Annotated in this window: 18 protein-coding genes; 7 read left to right on the top strand and 11 right to left on the bottom strand. The window is 73.8% G+C overall.

Translation table 11 applies throughout. From position 1 onward, the window contains the following. Positions 1 to 35: 35 nt before the first annotated feature. Positions 36 to 1,112 carry an LPXTG cell wall anchor domain-containing protein gene (locus J5Y04_RS19055; RefSeq protein ID WP_209413244.1) on the top strand — a complete coding sequence of 359 codons (1,077 nt, stop codon included), beginning with the start codon at positions 36 to 38 and terminating at the stop codon, positions 1,110 to 1,112. A gap of 214 nt (positions 1,113 to 1,326) precedes the next feature. Here J5Y04_RS19055 and J5Y04_RS19050 read toward each other — a convergent pair whose 3' ends face one another. From J5Y04_RS19050 to J5Y04_RS19035, 3 genes are all read right to left on the bottom strand, one after another. Continuing rightward, positions 1,327 to 2,427, bottom strand: a complete 1,101-nt coding sequence (locus J5Y04_RS19050) for a calcium:proton antiporter (protein ID WP_209413243.1) — start codon at positions 2,425 to 2,427, stop codon at positions 1,327 to 1,329. A gap of 103 nt (positions 2,428 to 2,530) precedes the next feature. After that, a complete protein-coding gene (locus tag J5Y04_RS41895; protein ID WP_307853192.1) occupies positions 2,531 to 4,210 on the bottom strand; it encodes a protein kinase in 1,680 nt (559 codons plus the stop codon). 88 nt (positions 4,211 to 4,298) lie between these two features. Continuing rightward, positions 4,299 to 5,171, bottom strand: coding sequence for a serine/threonine protein kinase (locus tag J5Y04_RS19035; RefSeq protein WP_245205026.1), 873 nt, complete (start codon positions 5,169 to 5,171; stop codon positions 4,299 to 4,301). A 263-nt stretch (positions 5,172 to 5,434) separates the two neighbouring features. Between J5Y04_RS19035 and J5Y04_RS19030 the strand changes: the two genes are divergently transcribed. The 3 genes from J5Y04_RS19030 to J5Y04_RS19020 all read left to right on the top strand — a co-directional run bounded on the left by J5Y04_RS19030 (position 5,435) and on the right by J5Y04_RS19020 (position 8,505). After that, positions 5,435 to 6,400 (top strand): SDR family NAD(P)-dependent oxidoreductase, encoded by a 966-nt coding sequence (locus J5Y04_RS19030; RefSeq protein WP_209413242.1) that lies wholly within the window; start codon positions 5,435 to 5,437, stop codon positions 6,398 to 6,400. 180 nt (positions 6,401 to 6,580) lie between these two features. Next, complete coding sequence (locus tag J5Y04_RS19025; RefSeq protein ID WP_209413241.1) at positions 6,581 to 6,991, top strand: hypothetical protein; 411 nt, start codon at positions 6,581 to 6,583, stop codon at positions 6,989 to 6,991. Between the two features lie 365 nt (positions 6,992 to 7,356). Then, on the top strand, positions 7,357 to 8,505 hold the full coding sequence (locus J5Y04_RS19020; RefSeq protein ID WP_245205025.1) for a polysaccharide deacetylase family protein: 1,149 nt from the start codon (positions 7,357 to 7,359) through the stop codon (positions 8,503 to 8,505). 810 nt (positions 8,506 to 9,315) lie between these two features. Here the strand turns inward: J5Y04_RS19020 and J5Y04_RS19015 are convergent. From J5Y04_RS19015 to J5Y04_RS18990, 6 genes are all read right to left on the bottom strand, one after another. After that, positions 9,316 to 9,978: a phosphotransferase gene (locus J5Y04_RS19015; RefSeq protein ID WP_209413240.1), complete on the bottom strand. Its 663-nt coding sequence runs from the start codon at positions 9,976 to 9,978 to the stop codon at positions 9,316 to 9,318. A 135-nt stretch (positions 9,979 to 10,113) separates the two neighbouring features. Beyond that, entirely contained in the window at positions 10,114 to 10,728 is a 615-nt protein-coding gene (locus J5Y04_RS19010) for a hypothetical protein (protein WP_209413239.1), read from the bottom strand. Positions 10,729 to 10,826: 98 nt separating this feature from the next. Then, positions 10,827 to 11,960, bottom strand: a complete 1,134-nt coding sequence (locus tag J5Y04_RS19005) for an aminotransferase class I/II-fold pyridoxal phosphate-dependent enzyme (RefSeq protein WP_209413238.1) — start codon at positions 11,958 to 11,960, stop codon at positions 10,827 to 10,829. Continuing rightward, complete coding sequence (locus J5Y04_RS19000; protein ID WP_209413237.1) at positions 11,957 to 12,754, bottom strand: transcriptional regulator; 798 nt, start codon at positions 12,752 to 12,754, stop codon at positions 11,957 to 11,959. Before J5Y04_RS19000 ends, J5Y04_RS19005 begins: the two co-directional genes overlap by 4 nt. Positions 12,755 to 12,866: 112 nt before the next feature. Further along, positions 12,867 to 14,711 (bottom strand): DUF11 domain-containing protein, encoded by a 1,845-nt coding sequence (locus J5Y04_RS18995; protein WP_209413236.1) that lies wholly within the window; start codon positions 14,709 to 14,711, stop codon positions 12,867 to 12,869. Between the two features lie 323 nt (positions 14,712 to 15,034). Continuing rightward, positions 15,035 to 17,071: an NHL repeat-containing protein gene (locus J5Y04_RS18990; RefSeq protein ID WP_209413235.1), complete on the bottom strand. Its 2,037-nt coding sequence runs from the start codon at positions 17,069 to 17,071 to the stop codon at positions 15,035 to 15,037. A gap of 413 nt (positions 17,072 to 17,484) precedes the next feature. Here J5Y04_RS18990 and J5Y04_RS18985 point away from each other — a divergent pair, with 413 nt between their 5' ends. The 3 genes from J5Y04_RS18985 to J5Y04_RS18975 all read left to right on the top strand — a co-directional run bounded on the left by J5Y04_RS18985 (position 17,485) and on the right by J5Y04_RS18975 (position 20,715). Continuing rightward, positions 17,485 to 19,182 carry an FAD-dependent monooxygenase gene (locus J5Y04_RS18985; protein ID WP_209413234.1) on the top strand — a complete coding sequence of 566 codons (1,698 nt, stop codon included), beginning with the start codon at positions 17,485 to 17,487 and terminating at the stop codon, positions 19,180 to 19,182. Between the two features lie 231 nt (positions 19,183 to 19,413). Further along, positions 19,414 to 19,782 (top strand): hypothetical protein, encoded by a 369-nt coding sequence (locus J5Y04_RS18980; protein WP_209413233.1) that lies wholly within the window; start codon positions 19,414 to 19,416, stop codon positions 19,780 to 19,782. Between the two features lie 471 nt (positions 19,783 to 20,253). Further along, complete coding sequence (locus J5Y04_RS18975) at positions 20,254 to 20,715, top strand: hypothetical protein (protein WP_209413232.1); 462 nt, start codon at positions 20,254 to 20,256, stop codon at positions 20,713 to 20,715. A gap of 168 nt (positions 20,716 to 20,883) precedes the next feature. Here J5Y04_RS18975 and J5Y04_RS18970 read toward each other — a convergent pair whose 3' ends face one another. Next, positions 20,884 to 21,207, bottom strand: a complete 324-nt coding sequence (locus J5Y04_RS18970; protein ID WP_209413231.1) for a hypothetical protein — start codon at positions 21,205 to 21,207, stop codon at positions 20,884 to 20,886. Positions 21,208 to 21,413: 206 nt separating this feature from the next. Next, entirely contained in the window at positions 21,414 to 23,045 is a 1,632-nt protein-coding gene (locus J5Y04_RS18965) for an SIR2 family protein (RefSeq protein ID WP_307853197.1), read from the bottom strand. Positions 23,046 to 23,671: the final 626 nt, after the last annotated feature.

The raw sequence follows: 23,671 nt of genomic DNA, 5'->3' as shown, positions 1-23,671 counted from the left end.
CTCACCCGGCCCGCCGATCCACCATGGACACCAGCATGCGCATCCGCTCCACCGCAGCGCGATCCCTCGTCGCCGTTCCCACCGCCGCCGCCCTGCTGCTGCTCGCGCCGACCGCGCACGCGGTCGCCGGAGGCAAGCCCCCGAAGGGCAACAACGGCACCGTCAAGATCCACGACACGGCGACGGGGCAGGAGGACACCCGCAACGAGCCCAAGGTCTGCACCTTCTACCTGGACTCCTTCGGCTTCGACCCCGGCCAGGACGTCATCTGGCTGATCGCCGAGGTCCACGACAAGACCGAGAAGGCCGTCGCGTTCGGCGACCTGCCGGTGGACGGCAAGGGCCACGTCCGCACCGAGGACATCAACCTGCCGGACGGCCAGTACAAGCTGTACTGGGCCTCGGTCGAGCTGGTCGACGGGAAGCTGCCGGCCGAGCCGGACCTCAACAACCCCAAGCACAAGGTCTTCAAGGTCGACTGCGGCGGCAAGACCCCGGCCCCGACCGGGAAGCCCTCGCCGAGCGCCACCCCGTCCAAGACCGCGTCGGCCTCCCCGAGCGCCACCCCGTCCAAGACCCCGTCCAAGACCCCGCCCGCCTCTCCGAGCGCCACGCCGACCACCTCGACCTCGCCGTCGCAGTCCCCCTCGGCGACGCCTTCGCAGACGCCGTCTGCGACCAGCACGCCGACCACGACGCCGAGCGTGCCGGCCTCGCCGACCGCGACCACCACGCCGTCGGCCAGCCCGTCGGCGACCACCACGGAGAAGCCGTCCGCGACCCCGTCCGCGACCTCGTCGGCCACCACCCCGGCCACCGCCGCGCCGAGCACCGAGGCCCCGGCCCCGACCACCGGCCCGTCCACCGCCCCGACCGCGACCGTCCCGGTGCAGACCCCGCCGGCCAACACCGTGGTCAACCCGGACAAGCCGCTGATCATGCCCGCCGCGGTCAGCGTCCCGACCCCGATCCCGGGCGCCGCGCAGGCCGGAAAGAACCTCGCCTCCACCGGTAGCGACGGCACCCTGCTGTACGCCGGCACCGGCACCGCGCTGCTGCTGGCCGGCGCAGGCGCCGTGGTCTACACCCGCCGCACCCGCAAGTCCTCCTGACCCCGGGAAGCAGAACGGGCGGGCCGGTGACCGACAGGTCGCCGGCCCGCCCGCCGGTTCCGGGAACGCTCCGGTGAGAAACCGGGGCCGGAAACCGGCGGGCGGGCCCGGCCAGGGGGCGGGCCCGCATCGCCACCGGCCCAGCCGGGGCACGGGCACAGGCACGGGCACAGGCACGGGCACGGGCACAGGCACGGGCACGGGCCCGCTCCGGTCACGGGTTGATCGCGAGCACCACGAACGCCGCCATCACCGCCAGGTGCACCGCGCCCTGCAGCGGGGTGGCCCGCCGGGGAATGACCGTCAGCGTGCCGACCGCGATGGTCAGCGAGAGCAGCACCAGGTGCGACGGGCCGAGCCCGAGCACCAGCGGGCCGGGCAGCCAGGCCGAGGCGACGGCCACCGCCGGGATGGTCAGCCCGATGCTCGCCAGCGCCGAGCCGAGTGCCAGGTTGAGGCTGGTCTGCACCCGGTTGCGCAGGGCCGCACGCAGCGCCGCGATGGTCTCCGGCAGCAGCACCAGCAGCGCGATGACCACGCCGACCACCGAGGACGGCAGTCCGGCCGACTCGACCGCCGACTCGATGGTGGGAGAGACGCCCTTGGCCAGGCCCACCACCGAGACCAGTGAGACGCCGAGCAGCACCAGGCTGGCGAGCGTCGCCCGGTTGGTCGGCGGCTCGGCGTGGTCCTCCTCGGTGAGGATCTTGCCCTCCGGCGTGACCGGCAGGAAGTAGTCCCGGTGCCGGATGGTCTGGGTGGCCACGAACAGCCCGTACAGCACGATCGAGGCGGCCGCCGCGAAGACCAGCTGGGTGGAGGAGAACTGCGGGCCCGGCGAGCTGGTGGTGAAGGTCGGCAGGACCAGGCTGAGCGTGGCGAGTGTGCCGATGCAGGCCAGCGCCGCACCCGTGCCCTCGGCGTTGAACACCGCCACCCGGTACTTGAGCGCGCCGATCAGGATGGACAGTCCGAAGATGCCGTTGCAGGTGATCATCACGGCGGCGAACACGGTGTCCCGGGCCAGCGTGGCGGCCTTGTCCCCGCCGTCGGCCATCAGCGTCACGATCAGCGCCACCTCGATGACGGTCACCGCCACGGCGAGCACCAGCGAACCCATCGGCTCGCCGACCCGGTGGGCGATCACCTCGGCGTGGTGAACGGCGGCGAGCACCGCGGCACCCAGGAAGCACGCCACCTGGGCCACCACCCAGCCGGGCACGTCACGGTGCCAGGTCAGGACGAGAAGGACGAGGGACGCCACCGGGACGACCACGGTCCACTGGGCGATGACCGCGTGGAGCTTTCTGATCATGCGGCCGAGCATCGCATCCCGTCACCGCGATGGCCGGGCGACGGCGCCGGTCACCCCCGCCGATGTGACCGGGCCCCAGTGCCGCGAGCGACGTCCGCGCTGGTCAGCCACCGTACTCGGCGAGGTAACCGAGCACCTTGGCGACATGCGCACTCACCCGGTCGGGGACGCCGCCGGCGTCGGCGACGGTCTTGTCGCTGGTCCGGTAGCCGGCCGTGACGAGGGCCGGCAGACTGCCCGTCATCCCCCGGTGCTTGAACTGCTGGTCGAGCCAGCAGACGTAGTTGCCCATCGACGCGATCGCGTCGACCGGGTCGAGGTAGTCCTTCACCCCGTCGTGGTCGGCGTCCTGCGCCCAGGCGTTGAAGACGGCGGGCGTCCACATCGCGATGCCGTACTCGCCGGACTCGGGGTGGGCGGCCTTCGGGTCGAAGCCGCTCTCGGCCTTGAGCATCGCGGCCAGCAGCGCCGGAGTGATCTCCGGCTCGGGGCACCGACGGGCCGCGTCGTCGATCGGGCCGCGCAGTTCGGCGGGCACATCGGCACCGGGTGGGAGTGCACCGGACGGAACCGCCACCGGCACCTTCGCACCGGACGGCGCCACCGCGGGCACCTTCGCACCGGGCGGGAGCAGGCCGGCCGGGGAGGACGGCGGCGACGCACCGGGCGCCGGCCCGGCCGTGGCGACGTGCTCCGGGGACCCGACGTGCTCCGGGGACCCGACGGGCTCCGGGGCGCCGGTGAGGGCGAGCACCACGGCGGCCGCCGCAACCACCCCGGCCAGCCCCACCAGCCTGCCCGCACCCGTGACCGCACCCGCACCGCCCGCGGTCGCACGGCCCGGACCCGGCCCCGGACCCGGACTGCCCGCACCCGCACTGCCCGGCCGGGTCCGCCGCCGACCTCCGCGTTCCCGGCCCGCGGCGGTGCCCTGCCGCCCGCTCGCCGCGGCGGCGGTGAGCAGGGCGGTGAGGTCCACCCGCCCCCGCGCCTCCCGGTCCACGGCCAGGCAGGCCGTCACCACCTCCCGCCAGCAGGCGGGCAGCGCATCGTCCAGCCGCAGCGGCGCCGCGCCGCGCGCGTACGCCTGCGCGGCGAGCGAGCGGGCGCGGGCGGTCGCACCCAGGAAGGGGTGCAGCCCGCCGGTGAGCAGCTGGTGGGCGAGGACGCCGAAGGCCCAGATGTCGGCGCTGGGGCGCAGGGCGACGCCGCGGGCGCCGGTCCGCTCCGACCACCACTCGGGCGGGACGTGGTCGGGCGAACCGAGCGGCGGCGCATAGGCGTGGGTGCCCTCCAGCTCGGCGGTGAGGCCGAAGTCGGCGAGCTTGGCGGTGCCGTCGGCCATCAGCAGGATGTTGCCGGGCTTGAGGTCGCCGTGCACCCAGCCGGCGCCGTGCATGTGGGTGAGACCGGCGCCGACCTCGGCGAGGATCCGTTCGGCGCCGGGGACGGGCGCATGCGGACGGGCGGCGGCCAGGACGTCCTGGAGGCTGCGGGCGGCGCGTTCCATCACCAGGGCCACCGCCCCGTCGAGCCCGGGGTGCGTGGGGTCGTCGACGGTGACGACGGCGAGGGTGCGGATCAGGTGCGGGTGGTCGGCGAGACGGCTGAACCGCATCTCGCTCCGGGCGACCTGCGCCATCGTCCGCCGCTGCCCCGGGCTGAGCCGCGCCGGGCTGAGGAACTTCACCGCCGCGTCCGGGAGTTCACCCGTCCCGTGGGCGGCGTGAACGGTGCCCCAGGCGCCGGCGCCGATCGGCTCGCCGGTACGGTAGCCGGCCACGGGGTAACCGGGCGGCACCGCGACCGGCGGCTCCTCGGACCGGTCCGGCCGCGGGGCGGCGGGCTGCGCGGGCGGCGACACGGCGCCGTCAGCCGCCGCGCCGGGGCGGGAGCAGCGCCAGGTGTTCCTCCCGGACGAGGTCGAACCTCAGCGCCAGGGAAACGAGTTCCTCCCGCTTGCCCCCGCTGCGGCCGGCCCCGTCCGCCGCCTCCTCGGGCGTGTCGCGCAGGCGCAGCTTGGTCGCCACCAGGTAGTCGATGTGGTAGTTGACGGCGGATCGGGTGAGTTCCCGGCAGGCGGGCAGGGCGCGCAGCCGGGACACCACGTCGGTGACGCCGGGGACGGAGGCGGCGGAGGGCGAGCGCAACCGGGGTTCACAGAGGGCGAGCAGCACCAGGAAGTACTTGGAGGTCGGGTCGAGGGCGAACGGGCTGACCGTCCGCTCGCCGTCACGGGCGTCGGACTCGCCCTCCAGGTAGGCGTGTTGGGGTGCGAAGACCTTGAAGGCGGCCGGCTCGCCGAGAGCCGGCAGCAGCACCCGGGAGAACTCGAACGGCACCGGCGCGCCGAGCCGGCCGGGCGCGACCTTGACGTGCTCGCCGGCGCCCTCCAGGTTCTCCACCACATAGGTGGCGGAGGCACTGAAGTTGGAGAGCCGCCAGTAGTCCTCGGCGGCGGTGATCTCGCCCGCCCGGCGCGAGACGCCCTGGTCGGCGAGCGGGATGGCGACGGGGCGGCCGGGTTCGCCACGCCCGAACTCGGCCGCCTCGCCGGGGCCCAGGTGCAGCAGCACCGGCCGGGCGGGGCCGGCGGGCCGGGTGGAACCGGCGGGCCGGGCAGGGCCCGGATGCCGGCCGAGGCTCGCGGGCCGGATCGACGGCCCGCCGGACACGAGCCCGCCGGGGGACTCGCGGCGGGCTTCCGGGCGGGGTTCGGGCAGTTGCACGATGACCGTGTCCATGCAGGCCACCTCCGTGGGTCGGGTCGATCGTAGCCGTCCGAACCGCCTCGCGCCGGTCCGCCACTCGAACGAGTGAACGCCGTGGCGTGGCGGCACCGGGCCCTCGCCACCGGGCGCCGATTCCGCCTGCTCATCACCGAGTTGGCGGCCGGTCGGACGGGCCGGACCTCCTCCGGGAGGCGGAGGCCGCTCCTCCTCCCGGTCGGCGGGTCGGGCCGGTCGGCCGAGAGACACACCCGCCGGCGGCTGCCAGAGTTTCGGCCATGGACACCACCAACACCCCTGCCCCCGGCGCCGTTTCACCGGCAGCCACCCCCGCGCGACGGTCCCTCCTGGGCGCCTCCGTGCTCGGGCTGGCCGCCGCGGCGGCCACGGCCGGCCCGCTGGGCGCCGCCGGCCGCGCCGAGGCCGCCCCGCAGGAGCGGCGCACACCACGCCGGTTCGAGGGCCGGACCGTGCTGATCACCGGCGCCACCTCGGGGATAGGACGGGCGGCCGCGACCGCGTTCGCCGCCGAGGGCGCGCGGGTCGGGTTCTGCGGCCGACGGGCCGAACTCGGCCGCCAGGTCGAGCAGGAGATCCGCCACGGCGGCGGCGAGGCCTCCTACTTCCCGGCGGACGTGCGCGACCCGGCCCAGGTCGAGCGGTTCACCGAGCAGGTGGCGGCCCGGTACGGCGGCATCGACATCGCGGTCAACAACGCCGGGATCGGCAGCGGCCGGCTGCTCCACGAAATGACCGTCGCCGAGTGGGACGACGTCATGAACACCAACGCCCGCGGAGTGTTCCTCGCCGTCAAGTACCAGGTCCCGCGCATGCTGAAGGCCGGGCGCGGGGTGATCGTCTGCACGGCGTCCTCGGCCGCCGAGCAGGCCCGGCCGAACGGCGGAGCCTACGCGGCGAGCAAGCGGGCGATCCAGGGCATCGTCAAGGCGGCGGCCCTGGCGTACGGGCCGCGGGGCATCCGGGTCAACGCGATCCTGCCGGGCACCACCGACACCGCGTTCGTCCGCCCGCCGGGCGTGCCGGACGCCGACTGGGCGCGGTTCAAGCAGGCGTTCGGCCCGCTGAACGTCGAGGGGCTGGAGCGGATGGCCGAGCCCGCGGAGATCGCCCGGGCGATCCTGGCGCTCGCCTCGGACGACTTCGCCTACCAGAGCGGCGCGTCCGTCCCGGTGGACGGCGGGGCGACGGCCGGGCGGCGGATGGTGATGCCGCCGGCCCGCTGAGTCGTCACCGGCGCCTCCCGGGGGCGGCCGGGGCTCCCGGGGCACATGGCCACCATGGTTGCAGCACGTAGTTGAACCGTCACCTTGAGTGTGATGCAGCGCACATGTGGCATGTCCACAATATGTGCAAGACTCATCCCACCCAGTGAGATTCCCTTGATTTCCAAGGAGGTTCCTATCATGCACGCTAGGATCGCAGCTCTGATGGTCGCCGTGGCAGGGATCACGGCCGCAACGGCCCTTCCGGCCTCGGCGGCCACGGTCGCCGACACGTCGGACAAGGTGGCGTGCATCGCCGCCGTCAACCTGCCGTGCGCCTGGCAGGAGACGACCGACGGAGGCTTCGTCGGGGTGGCGCAGGTCTCGGCCGCCGACCCGGCACAGCTGACGCTCGTCCGGGTCGAGGTCCGGACGCAGCGGGCCTGGGGCAGCCCGTGGGTCACCGTCGCGTCCGCGACCACCGTCACCCACGGGTCCGCCAAGGCCGTCACGCCCCGCGTGGTCACCGGCGATCTCCGGATGATCTGCGCCACCGGCGGCCCGGCGCTGGATGCCGCGCAGCGGGTCACCACCTGTACCAACCCGTTCTGATCCCGGCAGGGTTCGTGAGGCCTCCGGGGACCGTGGGGGTTCCGTAGGCCTGAAACGGTTCGGGGGGCACGGCTGGGCCCTGCCCCCCGAACACCACCAACTCCACCGGCAGCCACTCAGGAAGCTCCCGGCCCGCACCCGGGCCAAGGGCGCGCCGACAATGCGCCAACCTCCCGCCGAAGCCCGCCCGGCGTGTACAACCCCTCTCGGAGCATGGGATTTTGCACTATCTTGGCCATGCGTGGAGCGGGGCGGGCCGCCCACCCGGCAGGCGTGCCCCGAGCCACGAGGCCCGCCCGCGCACCGCGCACCGCGCTCCGCCCCCGCCACGGCGACACCTACGGGAACGAAGGGGGAGCGTGTCGATGCCCGAGGGGACCGCGCGTTCGGCCGGGTCCGGCGTCGGCCCGAGCACCAGCACCAGCACCAGCACCAGCACCAGCACCAGCACCAGCACCAACGAACCGGAAGCCGACGCGACCGGTCCGGACGACCCTGACGGCCCTCGCGGCCTTGACGTCCCTGACGGCCCTGGCGGCCCGGTCCGCGCCGCGGCCCACGTCGGCCCGGCCGCCGCACCACCGCGCGGGCGACTCGCCAGCCGGCGCGGCACCGTCGACGCCGTCCTGCGCCGCTCCCCCGCACAGCCACTGTTCCGGCTCGCCGCCACCCGCCGGCTCGCCGTCCTCGCCTACCACGGCATCGACGACCCCCGGACGTTCGCGCTCCAGATGGACCGCCTCGTCCGGGTCGCCCGCCCGGTCTCGCTGGCCCGGGTGGAGCAGGCCGTCACCTCCGGACGGCCGCTGCCGCACCGCAGCGTGCTGGTCACCTTCGACGACGGCGACCGCACCGTGCTCACCGAGGGCCTGCCCGTCCTCGCCCGCCTCGGCATCCCGGCGGCCGCCTTCGTGGTCACCGAACTCATCGACGGCGACCGGCCGTTCTGGGGGTCCGAGGCCGCGTTCCTGGCGGCCCACGGCGGCACCGCCCGCGCACTCGCCAGCACGGCACCCGGCGAGGTGGTGCGCAGGATGAAGCGGCTTCCCGACACCGACCGCCGGACCGCCCTCGCCGAACTGCGCGAGAGCGCCCGCGCCGGCGCCCCGCGCCAGGAACAGCTCACCCGGCAGGACCTGTTGACGCTGCGCCGGTCCGGAGTCGCGATCGGCAACCACACCGCCGGCCACCCCTGCCTCGACCACTGCGACGACGACACCGTCCAGGACGAGATCACCCGCGCCCACCGCGACCTGACCGGCTGGCTCGAAGGAGAGGAACCCACCGCCTTCGCCTACCCCAACGGCAACGTCGACCACCGCGCCGACCCCGTGCTGCGCCGGCTCGGCTACCGCACCGGCTTCCTGTTCGACCACCGGCACGACCGGCTGATGCCGCGCCGGCCGCTGCGGATCAGCCGTCTTCGGGTGAACTCCACCACCGGCCGGGACAGGTTCGACACAATTCTCTCCGGACTCCATCCGGCCGTGCACCGGCTGCGCGGTGGGGCCTGACGAGCGCTGGGGGTCTGGATGGCACCTGTCGAAACCACCGAGACCGGGCCCGGGAGCGGGACCGGGAGCGGGACGGTGACCCGGGCCACCGCGCCCGTCCGGTACCGCACCGCCGCACTGCCGACGGATGTGCTGGACGGCTGGCGGCAGTTGGCGGCCGCCGATCCCGGCGGCTCCTGGTTCACCACGCCCGAGTGGGCGCTCGCCTGGTGGGAGACGCTCGGCGCCGGGCAGGGCGCCGGTGAGATCACGGTCTGGCGCGAGCCGGACGGGCGGGTGTCGGCCGTCGTCCCGCTGCTGCGCACCTGGCGCCGCCTGCACCCGCGCGCACCGCTGGCCGTCCCCTGCCTGACCGTGCTCGGCTCCGGCCCCGGCGCCGCCGACCATTGCGGCTTCACCGCCGCGCCGGAGCGCCGCGCCGAGGTAGCCGCCTGGCTCGCACGGCGGGCACGCCGCACGACGCTGCTGCTCGGCGACCTCGACCCCGCCCAGCACGGCCTGCTGCCGCCCGGCGCGGTGGAGACCGGCCGCACCCCGTGCCCGCGCGCCGACCTCACGGCGGGCCCGGACGCGCTCGGTTCCCGCCGGTTCCGCGCCGACCTGCGCCGCTACGGCCGCAAGCTCGCCGCCGAGGGGATCACCTTCCGCTGGGTGGCTCCGGCCGTCTGCGAGGGCGAACTCGCCGAGCGGACCGCGCTGTTGCACACCGTACTCCGACTGCACGGCGAGCGGCGCGCCGCCCTCGGCCTGCCGACCACCTTCGACAATACCGGGCGAAGGCCGCGCGCCGGGGCTGAGCAGCGGGGTGTGTCAGGAGCCGGCCGTCCCGGTGACCAGGGCCACCGCCTCGTCGAGCCTTCCGACCTCGTCCGGGCCGAGGGTCGGGTTGGCCGCGCGCTGCGTCCTGGCCTCCGCGAGGTGCTCCTCCTCGATGCCGTCGAGATGCCGCAGCAGCGAGGAGAGCACGGCCCGGGCCGCCACGGAGACGGCGGGCACGGAGACGGCGACCTGCGCCAGGATCAGCGCGGCCATCGCCGAGTCCAGACCGGGCGGCCCCTCCTCGGCGGTGGCCCAGTCGATCACCATCGGTCCCTCCGGTGTCAGCACGACGTTCTCGGGATGGAAGTCCAGGTGCAGGACCCGGTGCCCGGGGTCTGTGGAGCGGCGCGCCGGGATCGCGTGCAGACGCCGCAGCAGCCCCGCCATCATCTCGCCCGCCCGTTCGGCCGTGATCGCGCCGCTGACCAGCGCCTCCACCATCGTCGTTCCGGACAGCCGCTGCATCACCAGCTCACCGGCGGCCGGCCCCGGCCAGACCGCGGGAACGGGAAAGCCGCGCTCCGCCAGGTACGCCATCACCTCGGCCTCAGCCGTGGCGTCCTCACCGCCCCGATAGCGACGCAGCACCCGGCCGTCGTCCAGCGCGAACACGTCCGCCGTCCGGCCCGCCCCCACCAACTCACCGATCCTCATGGCGGAGAACCTAGTTGGGGCAGCCGGGTGGTGCCAGATCAACGGCCTGCCGAGCTGCGCTGACGTAGGTGCTCCGCTGCCGGGGAACCGCTACCGACGGCCTCCCCGGGAACCGGCCATCCCAGGGCCGACGGTCTAGGAGCCGACCTTCCCGGAGCCGGCGGTCCCCGAGCCGGCGGTCCCCGAGCCTGTGCTCGCGGGGCCGGCGGTCTCGGGGCCGGAGCTGGTGCGGATCGACTGCGTCGCCGCCGGCACGCCCGTCCCGCTGCCCGTCCCGCCGGCCGTCGGCCCCCTCATCGGAGCTCGGGCGGGGACTCCCGGTGATGCCGGTACGCCGCCCGCGGCGGCCCCCGCCACCACCGCGCGTGCCGGGGCGCCCTCGGCGGAGCCCACGCCGACGGCGCCCGCCCTGGAGTCGACGGCGGCCAGCGAGACCAGCTGCAGCACGAAGTTGGGGTGTTCCGGATGGCCGCCGGTCCAGTCGGCGTCCTTGCTGCGGATCACCCGGGCACGGGCCCCGGAACCGAGGCTCTGCACCGGGCCGGGCAGGACGCGAACGTTGGGCCACCAGCGCCCGTCCCAGCTGTGCTCCAGCTCCAGCTCCCACTCGTCCTCACGGACCTCCAGGGACTCCCCCACGCGCCCCGCGAGGATGCTGGTGCCGTACGAGGCCCGGACCACCGCCCGCTGTTCGAAGGCGGCGTCCTTGCCGATGACCGTGATCCGCCACGGCCCGTCCATCCGCAGCACGGCCGCCCTCCCGAGGTCCTCCGGTGCGCGGGACCACCCGGCCCCGTACCTCCCTCAACGGGCCGGTGGAGCCGTACGGTTCACCCGAGTGGGGACGGTCAGCGGCGGCCCTTCAGCCAACCAGCGAGGGCGTCGAGCGCAGGCTCCGTGCCGCGGCGCCCGACGCCGATCCGGAACCGGTCGGTGGGCGTGGGGGTGAGCTCGGACCGGTAGATGCTCGCGGGCAGCAGCAGGACGCCGGCCTCCTCGACCAGTCCGGTGCAGAACTCCTCCACCCCGTCCGGGCCGAGGTAGCGGGGGTACGCGACGCAGCCGCCGTCCGGGGCCCGCCACTCGAAGAGGTCGGCGAACTCGGCGAAGAACGCGTCGAAGAGCGGCAGGTTGGCGGCGATGATCGCCCGGTTCCGGGCCAGGATCGACTCGCGGTTGCCGAGCGCGATCCGGGCCAGGATCTCGCTGGGCGCGGAGTTGCAGATCGTGGTGTAGTGCTTGGCGCGCTCCAGACGGCTGCGCAACTCCCGGTCGCGGCAGGCGATCCAGCCGATCCGCAGGCCCGGCAGGCCGAGCGACTTGGAGGTCGCGTTGAGCGAGAGGGCGTGCTCGGAGAGGTCGGCGACCTGCGGCAGTGTGCGGGCCGGGTCGCGCTCCAGGCCGCGGTAGACCTCGTCGCTGAAGAGGTGGATGCCGCGCTCGTCGCAGATTCGGGCGAGCCGGCGCAGGTCGGCGGCGTCGATCACCTTGCCGGTGGGGTTGTTGGGGAAGTTGACGGAGACCACCCGGGTGTTGGGGCGCAGCGCCGCGGTCAGCTCGTCCAGGTCGAGCGCCCAGTCCTGGCCGGCGCCCAGGGCGACGCCGGTGACCTCGCAGAGGGAGAGCGGAACGGTCTCCGCGGACTGGTAGTTGGGGGTCACGACGACGGCGTGGTCGGCGGGGCCGAGCAACACCTGCATGGCGAGGTTGATCGCCTCCTGGGCACCGCCGAAGCAGACCACGTCGTCAGCGTCGACGTGCTCGTACAGGCCCGCGACGGCCTGCCGCAGCGCCGGGTCGCCGAAGGTCTCGGTGTAGCCGAGGGTGAGGGTCTCCCAGGCGTGCCGGTCCTCGGGGCCGGCCAGGGCGAGCAGTTCGGACATCGCCATGGTCTGCGCGTCGGAGGCGGTGAGGTGGTGGCGGGCGGTGAACTCCCAGCGGGAGAAGTAGGTTTCCAGCCGGAAGTCGGGGAGCTGGGTCATCTCTCGTTCCTCTGCGGTGCGTCGGCCGCCGGCCCGGCCTCGGGTCCGGCGTGGCTCTCGGGTCCGGTGCCGGGTCCGGTCTCTGGGCCGGTGCCGGTGCCGGTCTCTGGGCCGGTGCCGGGGCCGGTGCCGGTGCCGATGTCGTGGCCGGCCTCGGAACCGGGGCCGGCCTCGGTCCTGAGGTCGGCGAGCAGGGCGTACACGGTGGAGCGCGACACCCTGAGCGCGGTGGCGACGGCCGGTACGGCGCGGCGCACGGCGAGCACCCCGGCCCGGTCGAGTTCGCGCAGGACGGCGAGCCGGTCCTCCCGGCCGAGGCGCTCGGGCGGCCGCCCGTGCGCGCGGACGTAGCCGCCGATGACGTCGTTCATCCGCTCGGTCCAGTCGTGCTCGAAGAGCGGTTCGGGTCGTGGCGCGGTGGGGGCGGCGAAGCCGGCCAGCAGGGCGGCGGCGTGTTCGAGCGGTCCGCGGTCGAGGTTGACGCAGAGCACCGCCGAGGGCCGCCCGTCGGTGTCACGCAGGACGGCGCTGACCGAGGAGAGGCGCCGCCCGTCGGGGAGCAGCTTCTCGTAGGGCCCGTAGACATCGGGCGCGGTCGGCGCCAGCCCGTCGAGCTCGCCGAGCAGGGACGGGTCGCCGGGGGCGCGGCTGCCCATCGGGTTCCAGAGCGCGAGCACCTCGTCCCGGGCCACGTCGTGCAGCACCACTTCGGCGTACGGGCCGAGCAGCAGCGCCACCGCCTGGCAGACGGGCGACCAGGTCCGGACGCGCGGGTCGGGGGCCTCGACAGTCATGTCTGGACTGTACGTCCAGCCTGGACGTTCCGTCCAGCGGACCACGCAGGTGCGCCCCCGCCGGACGGGGCAGGGGCGCACCGGGCGGGGGCGCGCAGGGGGCGCGCAGGGCTCAGCTGCAGCTGATCAGCAACGCGAGGGTGGCGGAGCAGGTGCGGGACGCGCGGTCGTTGGCCGGCACCGGGTCGACGGGCGCACTCGCGGTGCGCGCGGCGGTGACGGTGAAGGTCCGGCCGAGGTTGAGCAGGCCGACCTGCAACGAGAGGTGGCGGGTCGTGGTGGCCCCGGCGGCGAGCGGCGTGGCGAGGGTGCAGGTCAGCTTGCCGGCCGCGACGGTGCAGTCGGTGGAGGAGGCGGTGAACCCGCCGGGCAGGTCGGCGCTGACGGTGGCCGAGTCCACCCTGCCGGGGCCCTGGTTGGTGAGGGTGAGCGTGTAGTCGACCCGGCCGAAGAGCAGCCCGCCCACCGGGGTGGCGCCGAGCGAGACGGCGAGGTCCGCGGTCGGTGCGGCGTAGGTGAAGCGGTCGGCGGGGCTCGTCGCGCTGGTCCCGCCCGGGGTGGTGACCCGGACGTCGACGGCGCCGGCGGCGGAGGCCGCGGGTGCGGTGGCGGTGCAGCCGGTGGCGGTGCAGGAGAACGCGGTGGCGTTCCCGGCGGCGCCGAAGCTCACCGCGGTGGCACCTGCCAGGTCGATCCCGGCGAGCTTGCCCGCCCCCGCGTCCATCGCGTAGACGCGGTTGTTCTCCGGGTCCACCGAGACCATCGACGGGATGAAGCTCTGCTTGGCGCCGCTGTTGGCGAACGGCTGGACCGTCGCCACCTTGGTCGAGTCGGCCTGGGACACCGCGACGACGCTCATCGGGGTCGGGGTCGGCTTCCCGCCGTTGGTCATCGCGACCACGTAGTCGTTGATGACGGCCATCGCGGACGCCGCCGTCTGCCCGCTCTGGAGGTAGGGCACCGGCCCCCAGGTCGGGTCGGGGGCGAACGCGCCGTTCGGGTAGGAGTACCGGTAGAGCTTGGTGGCTCCCGGGAGGTAGATCTGCCCGGTGCCGTTGAAGACGGTTGTGGTGATCCGGCCGCCCATCATCTCGGGCAGCGTCACCTGGGAGAGCACCTGGAGGCTCCTCGGGTCGATCGCCACCAGGATGGAGGGCGGCACGGCCGTCGGGTCGGGGCAGTCGAGGAAGGCGCTGAACCCCTGCTCGGTGCAGCCCGGCTGGCGGTTCACGGTCTTGGCCACGATCGTGCCGTCGGGCAGCGCGTCGTAGCCGTTGTACGCGGTGTCGCGCGGCGCCGACTGCCCCGTGGGCAACGTGGTCTGCGCCAGGACGTTCCCGTTCGCGGGGTCGATCCTGGCGATGTGGTAGCCGTAGATCACCACCAGACTGCCGTCCGCGAGGGTGTTCAGGACGCCGGGGTAGTTCCACTCGTCGGTCGCGTTGGTGTTGATGAGCACCCGCCGCCAGACCTCGTTGAAGGTGCCGGGCTCCACCCGCGAGACGAACGAGCCGGACGCCGCCGGATCGTCGCCGTAGCCGCCGCCGTAGACGTAGAGCTCGTTCGGACCGCGGTCCACGATGTTGTACGGCGTGACGTAGACCTGGTCCGAACTGTGGGCGAACACCTGGTTGTTCGGCTGTGCGCCCAGGAAGTGCGCGCACGCGTAGAGGTGCGTCCGGTTCGAGTCGTGCACCTCGAAGGCGGCGATGGTCGGGAACCACGGGGCGTTGCCCTCGGCGGCGGCGCACGACTGCTCGCCGGCGACGAGGGACGGGGTCCCGACCAGCGGGCCGTTGGCGGCCGTCTCGTCGGCGGGCGGTGAGGAGGTCGCCCGCGGACCGTTCCCGCCCTTGCCGGAGTCCGAACTGGAGCACCCGGAGAACCCGACGAGCACGGCCATCACCACGGCCGCCACCACGGCCGTCAAACGGAGAACGGACAACCGGGTCGTCATCGGCGGCTCCTCAGCACGCTCGCGGTGGCGGTGCGCAGGCCCCGCCGCCACCTGATCGACGGTCAGACTGTCAGCGCCCCGGCGACCGGCCGTGGCTGGCACGCCGAACACTGCGGCCAACACGCCGACGGTCACCCAGGTGGGCGGTCAGCGCGGCCCTCGCCGGGCCGCCCGTGGCGGGGGGCGGCGAGGGGAGGGCCGTCGCGGGGCCCGGCGCGGGGAGGGCCGTCGCAGGACGACCGGCGCGGGGAGGCCGGTCGCACGGAGCCCCGTCTCACGGAGGCCCGTCGAACGACAGCCGTCGCAGGACGACCGTCGCGGCGTCACGGCTGCTGCGGCGGGCCGATCAGCGGGGCGCAGACCGGGGCGGCGAGGCCGATGAACACGACCAGTTCCCGGCCGCCCGGGTTGGTCTGCAGCGGGACGGTCTGCCAGTTGTTGGCGAGCCAGACGTTGCCCGAGGGGTCGATCTGCACGGCGGTGTTCCGGGACAGGCCGTCGAAGGTGTAGCCGGTGTCGGGCGGCGAGATCGCCTGCCCCGTCCGGTACCCGGGCGGGCAGGCGGAGAGCCGGGTGCCGCAGAGCCTGGCGACCCGGAGGCCGCCGAAGTTGGCGACCCAGACGGTGTCGTCACCGTCGACGGCGATGCCCCACGGCAGGAAGAGCCCGTCGTTGACGAACGGCTGGCCCAGGGTGGTCCCGTCCGGGCCGACCACGGTCACCGAGGCACCCGGTACCCGCTGCGTCACGTCCCGGACGGCGTCGGCCAGGCCGGTCGAGGTGCCGTCCTCGCACGGGAGCGGGACGACACCGCTGTTGGCCACCCAGGCGTTGCCCCCGCTGTCGGTGGCGACGCCCAGCGGGTTCCTGATGCCGCCGCCGGTGACGGTGCGGACCGGCTCGCCCTCCGGTGACAGCTGCAGGACGCTGTCGCTGCCGTTGCCCGTGACCCACACCTGGCCGTTCCCGTCGACGGCGAGGTCGAAGGGCTTGACCAGGGCGCCGTCCGGCGGCGCGATCCGGCGCGCGGCCTGCGGGTCGCCGTGCGGCAGGACGGTGACGCTCCGGCCGCCGCAGTCGGCGATCCAGATGTTGCCGTCCCGGTCCGAGACCGTGCCCTGGGGCTGGACGATGCCACCCGAACGCCAGCCCTCCGCAGGGGACTTGGCCGCGCCATCCGGGCCGAACTGCGAGACGCTGCGGTACAGCCCGCTCGGGTCGAGCGGGCACCCGGAGCCCTGGAAGCCGAAGTTGCCGACCCAGACGTCCCCCTTCGGATCGAGCGTGATGCCGTAGCCCGCGCCGTAGAGGCCGCCGCCCCGGTAGGGCGCGCCCGGCACGTCCTCGCCGGTCGGCGAGAGCCGCAGCACGCTCCGGCCTCCGCAGACGGAGGTCCGGGGGTCCTCGGCGTACTGGTAGTTGTTGGTGACCCAGGCGTTGCCGTCCGCGTCGAAGGCGATGTTGCCGGGCCCGTTGATCTCGTGACCGTTGCCGGTGTACCGCAGCGCCAGTGTCCAGGCGTCGGGGGCGGCGGGCAGCGCCGGCCGGTAGAGCGGCCGCACCGCGGCCAGGGCGAACAGCTCGCCGACGTGCTCGCCGGGCCCGTGGGCGATCGCGACGGCGGCCTCGAAGGTGTTGGCCGGCTCCGGCTGCCCGGGCTGCCCGGCCAGCCGGAACAGCTCCGCGCAGGTCTGTCCGTCCACGCAGCCGGCCAGGATGTCGGCCAGCGTGTTGAAGGCGGGCAGCGTGGAGGTCTCCGCCCCGTTGGGCGCGGTCGCGAGCACCCGGGCGACGCCCCCGTCGGCGACGTCGGCGAGGTTGTGCGAGATCGCGGCGGCGTTCTGCAGCCCCGGGTAGCCGCCGGAGATGCCCTCCGGGCCGGCGAACCGGGCCAGCGCGTAGGCCGCCGCCACCGTCGTCCGCTCGTTGACCACCACCTCGTCGACCCGGGCGGCGTTGACCGCCGCCACACCCGCGTGCTCGCGCGCGGAGCCGAGCACGGCGGCCAGTCCGACCGGGCCACCACGGCCGCGTTCGGCGAACAGGTACAGCACCGTCCGGGGGTCGGCCGGCCGGTGGTAGCCGAGGCGGAAGCGGCCCGCACCGTCGGTCCGGCCCCTGGCCAGGGCCTCCGCCGGCGCGCCCGGACGGTCACCCGCCCGGTACAGCGTCACCTCGGCCGCCCCGATCGGGGTGTCCCCGCTGCGGACGACGCCCTGTTGGACGTCAAGGCCGGCGCCCGGCACGTGATCGGCCGAGGCGTTGCCCGGCACGTGGTCTGCCGAGGCGGTCCAGGTCGTGGTGACCGTGAGGGCCAGGAGAGTGGCTGCGAGCGGTAGCAGGCTCCTGCGTCGGCGCATGGGACGGCTCCGGTGGGGACGGTGGGGGCGGTGGCGGAGGAGGGTGCGGGCTGCCGGCAGGTCGACGGACCCGGCCGGACAGCAGCGCCAAGGTGGCACGCGGCCCCGCCCACGCGGTGCACGACGGGTGCCGGATCGTCCGAGTCGCACCCATCGGGTGAGGGCGTACCGCCTCCTGGGCCCGGGCCGCGCGACCACCGCCCGTACGCACGGGGATTCCCGGTGCGACGGCGGGACCCCGCAGGCGGGCCGGGCAGCACGGGCGGCGGCCCCGAGGGGTGGCGGCCAAGAGGTGGCGGCCCCGAGCCGGTCGGGCGCAGCCTGGAGGGAGGCCGTCGCGCACCGCGGGCACGGGCAGGGGCGGGCGGCCGGCATGTCCGGGAAGCGGTCGGCCACCGTCGAGGAGTACAGCCATGGACGAGATCGACGTACTGGTCGTGGGCGCGGGCCCGGTGGGCCTGACCGCGGCCGCCGAGCTGCGCCGCCACGGGGTCGACTGCCGGATCGTGGACAGGCTGGCCGCTCCGCAGCACTTCGCCAAGGCCGTCGGGGTGCAGCCGCGCACGATGGAGCTGTGGGACCTGATGGGCCTGGTGGGCGCGGCGCTCGACGGGGCCGTCCCGATGCGCGGCCAGCTCCTCTTCGCCGACGGACGGCCCGGACCGCGGATCGACCTGGTCCTGCCGACCGACATCCCCTACGGCTTCGCCGCGCTGCCGCAGTACACGACGGAACGCCTGCTCACCGACCACCTCGCCGGGTACGGCACCCGGGTGGAGCGCGGCACCGAACTGCTCTCCGTCCAGCAGGACGCGGACGGCGTCCGGGCGGTGCTCGGCACCGCGTCCGGACCGCAGGAGGTGCGCGCACGGTACGTGATCGGCTGCGACGGCGCGCACAGCCTGGTCCGGAAGGCGGCCGGCCTGCGGTTCGAGGGCGACGCCTTCCCCGAGCAGTACATGCTCGGCGACGTCGAGGTCGACTGGGACCTCCCGGACGGGTACGGCGTCCGGGCGATGCACCACGACGCCGAGGGCCGGGTGGACGACGCGCTGGTCTGCATCCCGCTCCCGGGGCGGGGGCGGTACCGGATGTCCATGATGGTGCCGGACGAGCTCTCCACCGACGGCGGCCCGGCGGCAGCCGGCTCCGGGAACGGCGGCGGCCCGGCGGCAGCCGGCTCCGGGAACGGCGGCTCCGGGGACGGTGTCGCACACGGGTTGGAGGGTGGCCGGGCACCCGAGCTGCGGCACATCCAGGCCGTACTCGACCGGTTGTCGCCCCGGCAGCCGGTGCACGCCTCGGCGCTGCGCTGGTCGTCCACCTTCCGGATCAGCCACCGCCTGGTGAACAGCTACCGCGCGGGCCGGCTCTTCCTCGCCGGGGACGCCGCCCACATCCACCCGCCGACCGGGGCGCAGGGCATGAACACGGGTATCCAGGACGCCTTCAACCTGGCCTGGAAGCTGGCGCTCGCGGTGCGGGGCACCGGCACGGCCGGGCTGCTCGACAGTTACGACGCCGAGCGGCGTCCGGTCGGCGAGGAGGTCGTCGGCCGGACGGTGCGGCACGCGCGGGAAGGCGTCCCCACCGACGCCGGCGACCTCGACGCCGTGCTGCGGCGCGAGGCCCAGCTGCTGGTGGGGTATCCGGACAGTCCGCTGGTCGAGCCGGCCGCCGGTGCGCCGGACGGGCCCGGGCCGCACGGGCCCGGCCCGGGCGAGCGGGCGCCGGACTGCCGGGGCCTGGAACGGGAGCTCGCGAACTACCCCGTCCGCCTCTTCGACCTGCTGCGCGGCCCGCGCCACACGCTCCTGTTCCACCTCGGCTCCGGAACCGCCGAGGAGCACGTGACCACCTGCGCGGTGGCCGCGCTGTCCGCCGCCCATGGACTGCTGGACGTGTACGCGGTGCTCGCCCCGGACGCGCCGGCGCCGCAGTGGCGCCTGCCGTCCGTGCGGGACGGCGCCAGCGGGTTCGCCGCGGCGTACGCGGCCCGCCCCGGCGAGGCCTTCCTCGTCCGCCCCGACGGCTACCTCACCGGCCGCTTCCACCCGCCCACCCCGGACCGCCTGGTGGACGCCCTGCGCCGGACGTTCGGAGTGGGGTGAGGAGGCAGGGCCCGGCGCCGCACCGCACTGCTTCTGACTATTCGTCACATCACTGTTGCCGGAAGGCGGGAGACGGGTTGCAGTTCTGTCTCCGTCCCTTCAAAGGTCTCGCCCGTCGGCGGATCCGCGGTCACTGTGGACGGCGAGCCGACATCCGGGGGGAACGATGAGCGACGGAATCGACCTGGCCGCAACGGCGTCGCAACAGTCAATCCGAGCTGCCCCGGGTGCGTGGCCGGGGTCAGGTACACCGGGCCGGCTTCGCTCTCGTTCGCGGTCAGCTCCCACAGCAGCACCGCCGAGGCGAAGGAGGACTTCGAGGCCCACGGGTTCGGAAAGGCCCCCAACATCCAGCTGGACATGCCCGGAATCGGTGACCAGCGTGTCGGGACCAGGGGCTTCTCGCTGAACCAGGTCCCGGGTAGCGTCATCACGCTGGTGCGCGTGGGCTCCCTTGAGCTGACCGTGCAGGAGTTCAGGAGCTCCTCCCCCGCCGGTGACGACGACGTCGCGACCGTCCTGGCCGTCACCCGGATGTTCGCCGAGCGGGCCCGGCAGGCGCAGAACGGCCAGCTACCGACCGCGCGGACCCAGCTGTAGGAACCGCCTGACGGCGTTTCAGTGTCAGTCCCTGCGAGCACAATGAAGTACGCCGCCGACGTGGGGACGTCCTGGCGCGGCTGATCCCGCATCCCGCGAACTCGTCGCGTGCGGCTCGCGGAGGCCGATCGGCCACACTTTACGGCGCACCTCGCGCGGCACGAAACGGGGGGAGCACTCGGATGAGTCTCAACAACTTCATCGGCTTCGTCGTCATCGTTGGAATCGTCGTGGTCGGCTTCAAAATCGTCGGCTGGATCGTGGGCAGGGACGACGCGAGCAGGCAGTCGCGCTACAAGAGCGGGGGCGGGAACAGCAGCGGAAGCGGGGACGGAGGCGCCGGCGGCGGAGGTTGCGGCGGCGGTGGCCACGGAGGCTGTGGAGGCGGGGGCGGATGCGGCGGAGGCTGCGGCGGGGGTTGCGGGGGCGGCAGCTGAGCGCTCAAGTCCGCGGATTCAGGAGGGAGACAACGTGCTCGCGCGACAGTTCGCACGACGCATCGACCGCGTACAAGCGGCGGTCGACGCGCTCGAACTCCCCGACGCCGTCTACAAGACGTGCCCGTTCAAGCCGCGGGAGCTGGTCGAGACCGGGCTGCGGCAGTGGCTGCGGTGCTGCGGAGCCGCGATGCTGGACCGGCAGATCATCGGCATGCCGTCGTTCGCCGTGGACGAGACGTGGCACGGGCTGATCCTGTGCACCGAGCGCTACGCGGCCTTCTGCGAGGCCGCCTACGGCCGGTTCCTGCACCACCACCCCCAGGGCGGCGAGCTGCCCGGGAGCGCGAAGCAGGCGGGGTCGATGCACGACCAGTTGCACCGGACCGAGGTGGCGTGGTCGTTCGTGGCCCTGCCCGGTGAGGAGTGCGTCTTGTGGGACCTGGACGTGCGGGTGGGCGTACCCGAGCCGTGGGGCGCCAGCGCGCACGGGTAGCGGTAGCCACACGAAGGGGCCCCCGGCCGCGATGGCGGTCGGGGGCCCCTCGCGATGACTGGCCGGTCAGAGCGAGCTGAACTCCCCGGCCCGGACCGCGGTCACGAACTCGGAGTTCTGCCGTCACCAGGAGGAGTCCCGCTCAAGCTCTTCCAGGGCTTCGAGTCGCTACTCGATGTGATCGAGGAACTCGGCGGGCAGCCTCACGTCATGGTCGAGGACGTAGTGACCCAGCCCTTCCGGCCAGAGGTAGTAGCCGTCGGTGAGATCGCGGGAGCCGTTGGAGCACGAGCACAGCCTGCACCTCGATGCCCCCATCCAGGAGCCTGCGACCAGCCCGTGGTTGAGGTAGTCAGCGACCCAATACCGTTCCGACTCCTCCCATCCGGGATCGACGAGATCAGCGGGGTTCGGCAGCGTCTGATTCTCGGGCGTTACCCAGAAGTCCAGCAGTCGGACCGGACGGTCGACAGGTTCCCCCAGTTCAGGCATTCCCCGAGATTTCCACAGCGCGGGCCGCCGCGTCACACCGGTATCAGGTTCCCTCACAACCAACTGGGGTCAACTATCCGAGACCCGCACGGGGCCAGTTTTCGCGAGACGTTGACACGCCGCCGCCCGGGTGGGCAGCCAACGGCACCACGCAACAGGTCCGCGACCTCCCGGGCGCCGGTCAGCAGGCCACCCGGCCTGCTGGGTCAAGTCAGCAGGTGGGACCGTTTCTGCACCACCGCACGCAGCGCGATGGCGGCCAATTCGATCTCCTTCTCGTCGACGCGGAGGTTCTGTACAAGGTCATGGCGGATGCGGACGGCATGGATCACTGCCTCGAAGTCGACGCCGAAGAAATCCCGCAGCCGTTTCATGCGGCCGCCGTCGGCGTTGAGGGGGATGACCGTGGGCACATTCCCCCGCGGGCCTCCGCCTGGTGCCTCATCGTCGGTCAGGGACCGGCGCAGCTCCCCCTCCAACAGGGCCAGGCAGGTCAGCAGCAGATCCTGGTGCCGGGTGGCTCCTTTCGGATTGTCCAGGTCGGCGGGCAGGACGGGGGGCGACACGGAAGGGCGGGCCGCGTTGATGCGCTGCAGCAGCGCCGGGACGAATGCCTCGCCCCATGTGCCCATCTCCATCGGGCGGCTGACGGTCGGTCCCAGGCCCGCTGCCGGGTGATGCGGCTGAGGCAGGTCGGGGAGAACGTTGACGACTGCGGGATCGACCGGGCGGCGGCTGGCGACGTAGCTCTGCGACAGGGAGTTGCCGCTGCCCGAGTCGTACACCACCACGGCCGCCTTGGACAGGGCCATGTCAATGGCCATGAGGTCCATTCCCGGGTCCTGCGTGCGGATGTCGTCGATGCCCAGAGGTAGTAGACCGGTACGTCGGGGCACGGCCTGGAAGACGAATTCGCGGTAGAGCGCGAGCAGCGGGCGGCTGGCCACGAACAGGGCCAACTGGGGGGCGACGGCCGGTCGGCGCAGCTCGGCGGAGGCGGCATCGGTGCGGATCTGCAGCTTCTTCGCGATCTCCTGCTCCCACAGGGTGCGCAGTTCGGTGAAGAACTCAGCCAGCACGACGGCACGGTCTGCCGTGGGGTCGGGGTCGAGCACGATGGCCTTGATGCCGCGCCGCTGGAATCTGGCGGCCTCGTCGTGAGGGTCTGCGGGCAGGATGGCCCAGGCTGGGCGGGTCATGCGTCCCAGGCGTTCACGGAGAAGTGCGAGGATCTCACGCAGATCGGCGTCGTCGAGGCTGTAGCCGAAGAAGACGGGTTCACGGGTGAGCAGCCACCAGGAGAGGGCGGTCGCCAGCAGTGGGCTGCGGCGTAGGAAGCCGTCGTAGTCGTCCTCGGTCACCACCAGTTGATCGGGGTGGCGGAGATCGCCGTGGAACTTCAGCAGGCGCGTGGCCTGACGGCTCGGCTGCAAGGCCAGCTGGGACTCCCCGAGGAGCGGTTCGTACGGTCGGCGCTGGTCCTCATAGGCACGCTCAAGCAGAAAGTCGATGTTGGTGGTGACCACGCGGTCGAAGGGTAGCTTGGCGAAGGACTGGTGCACCGCTCCGGGAGCGAGGTCCCGGACGAGCAGCAGCTCGGACAGCCGCTCGACCAGCCGCGGACGGCCGAAGGTGTCGGCATAGGCGCTCAGCGCATCGATGGGCCCGGCGTCGTCGGGCCCGAGCAGGTCCTCGCCCAGCTGCTTCCCCAGTTGCTTCCAACCCGGCGGCCGACGCTGGTCGTCGGTGACCGCCGTAGCGCTGATCCCCGCCCCGATGATCGGCAGCCACCTCCCCGCCGTCAGAGCCTTCTGCAATCCCCCCGGCAAGCGTTCCACGTAACGCAAGGCCGCTCCAGGTGTGCTCGTTGAAACCCGTAGGTGTCCCCCATCAGATGGTGGGCGAAGCGTTGGTGCAACCACGACGCGGCCGCCCGAGTGCCCTCGTGGGCCGCGGTCCGCAGTGCAGCCGAACTGCGGTTGTCCCGGCGTGGCTCTGCGCCACCGTTGTCGCATCGCACCGGACGACCAGGAAGGCAACCAGCGGTGAACCGGCGCCCCGGTGCTGGCCGGACTCCTGACCCGTAGCCGTCGATGCCAAGGTTTACGCCCAGGCCGGGTCCGAGTCCGTGGTCGGCGTCCGGGCCAAACGGGTGAACGGCACCGCGGAAGCGGCACCCTTGCCAAGCCGCCTGCCTAGCGTGTGAGGAGAACGGCATTCGTTGCGCTAGGAGGAACTGTGGCCCGGTCCGGATCGGCCCACCTCAACCGGCCGGCGGCCCGTGTACGGGCCGGTTCGCCGGCCCCGGCGCCGCCCCAGGGCGCCCGGACGGCGGCGCCCGTGCTCGCTCCCGGACCCCAGGTCGACTTCAGCCGCGTCCCCGTGCGCGCAACGTCCCGGGCACCCGTCACCGAGACGGCGCTGGAAAGGTGGTTGCGGACAGAGGCAGACGCCCGGTCCCGGG

This window comes from Kitasatospora sp. RG8 (genome assembly GCF_017813315.1).
Taxonomy (GTDB): Bacteria; Actinomycetota; Actinomycetes; order Streptomycetales; family Streptomycetaceae; genus Kitasatospora.
Note: the sequence above shows the minus strand (reverse complement) of the source record. Positions and strands in the feature narration are given on the sequence as shown.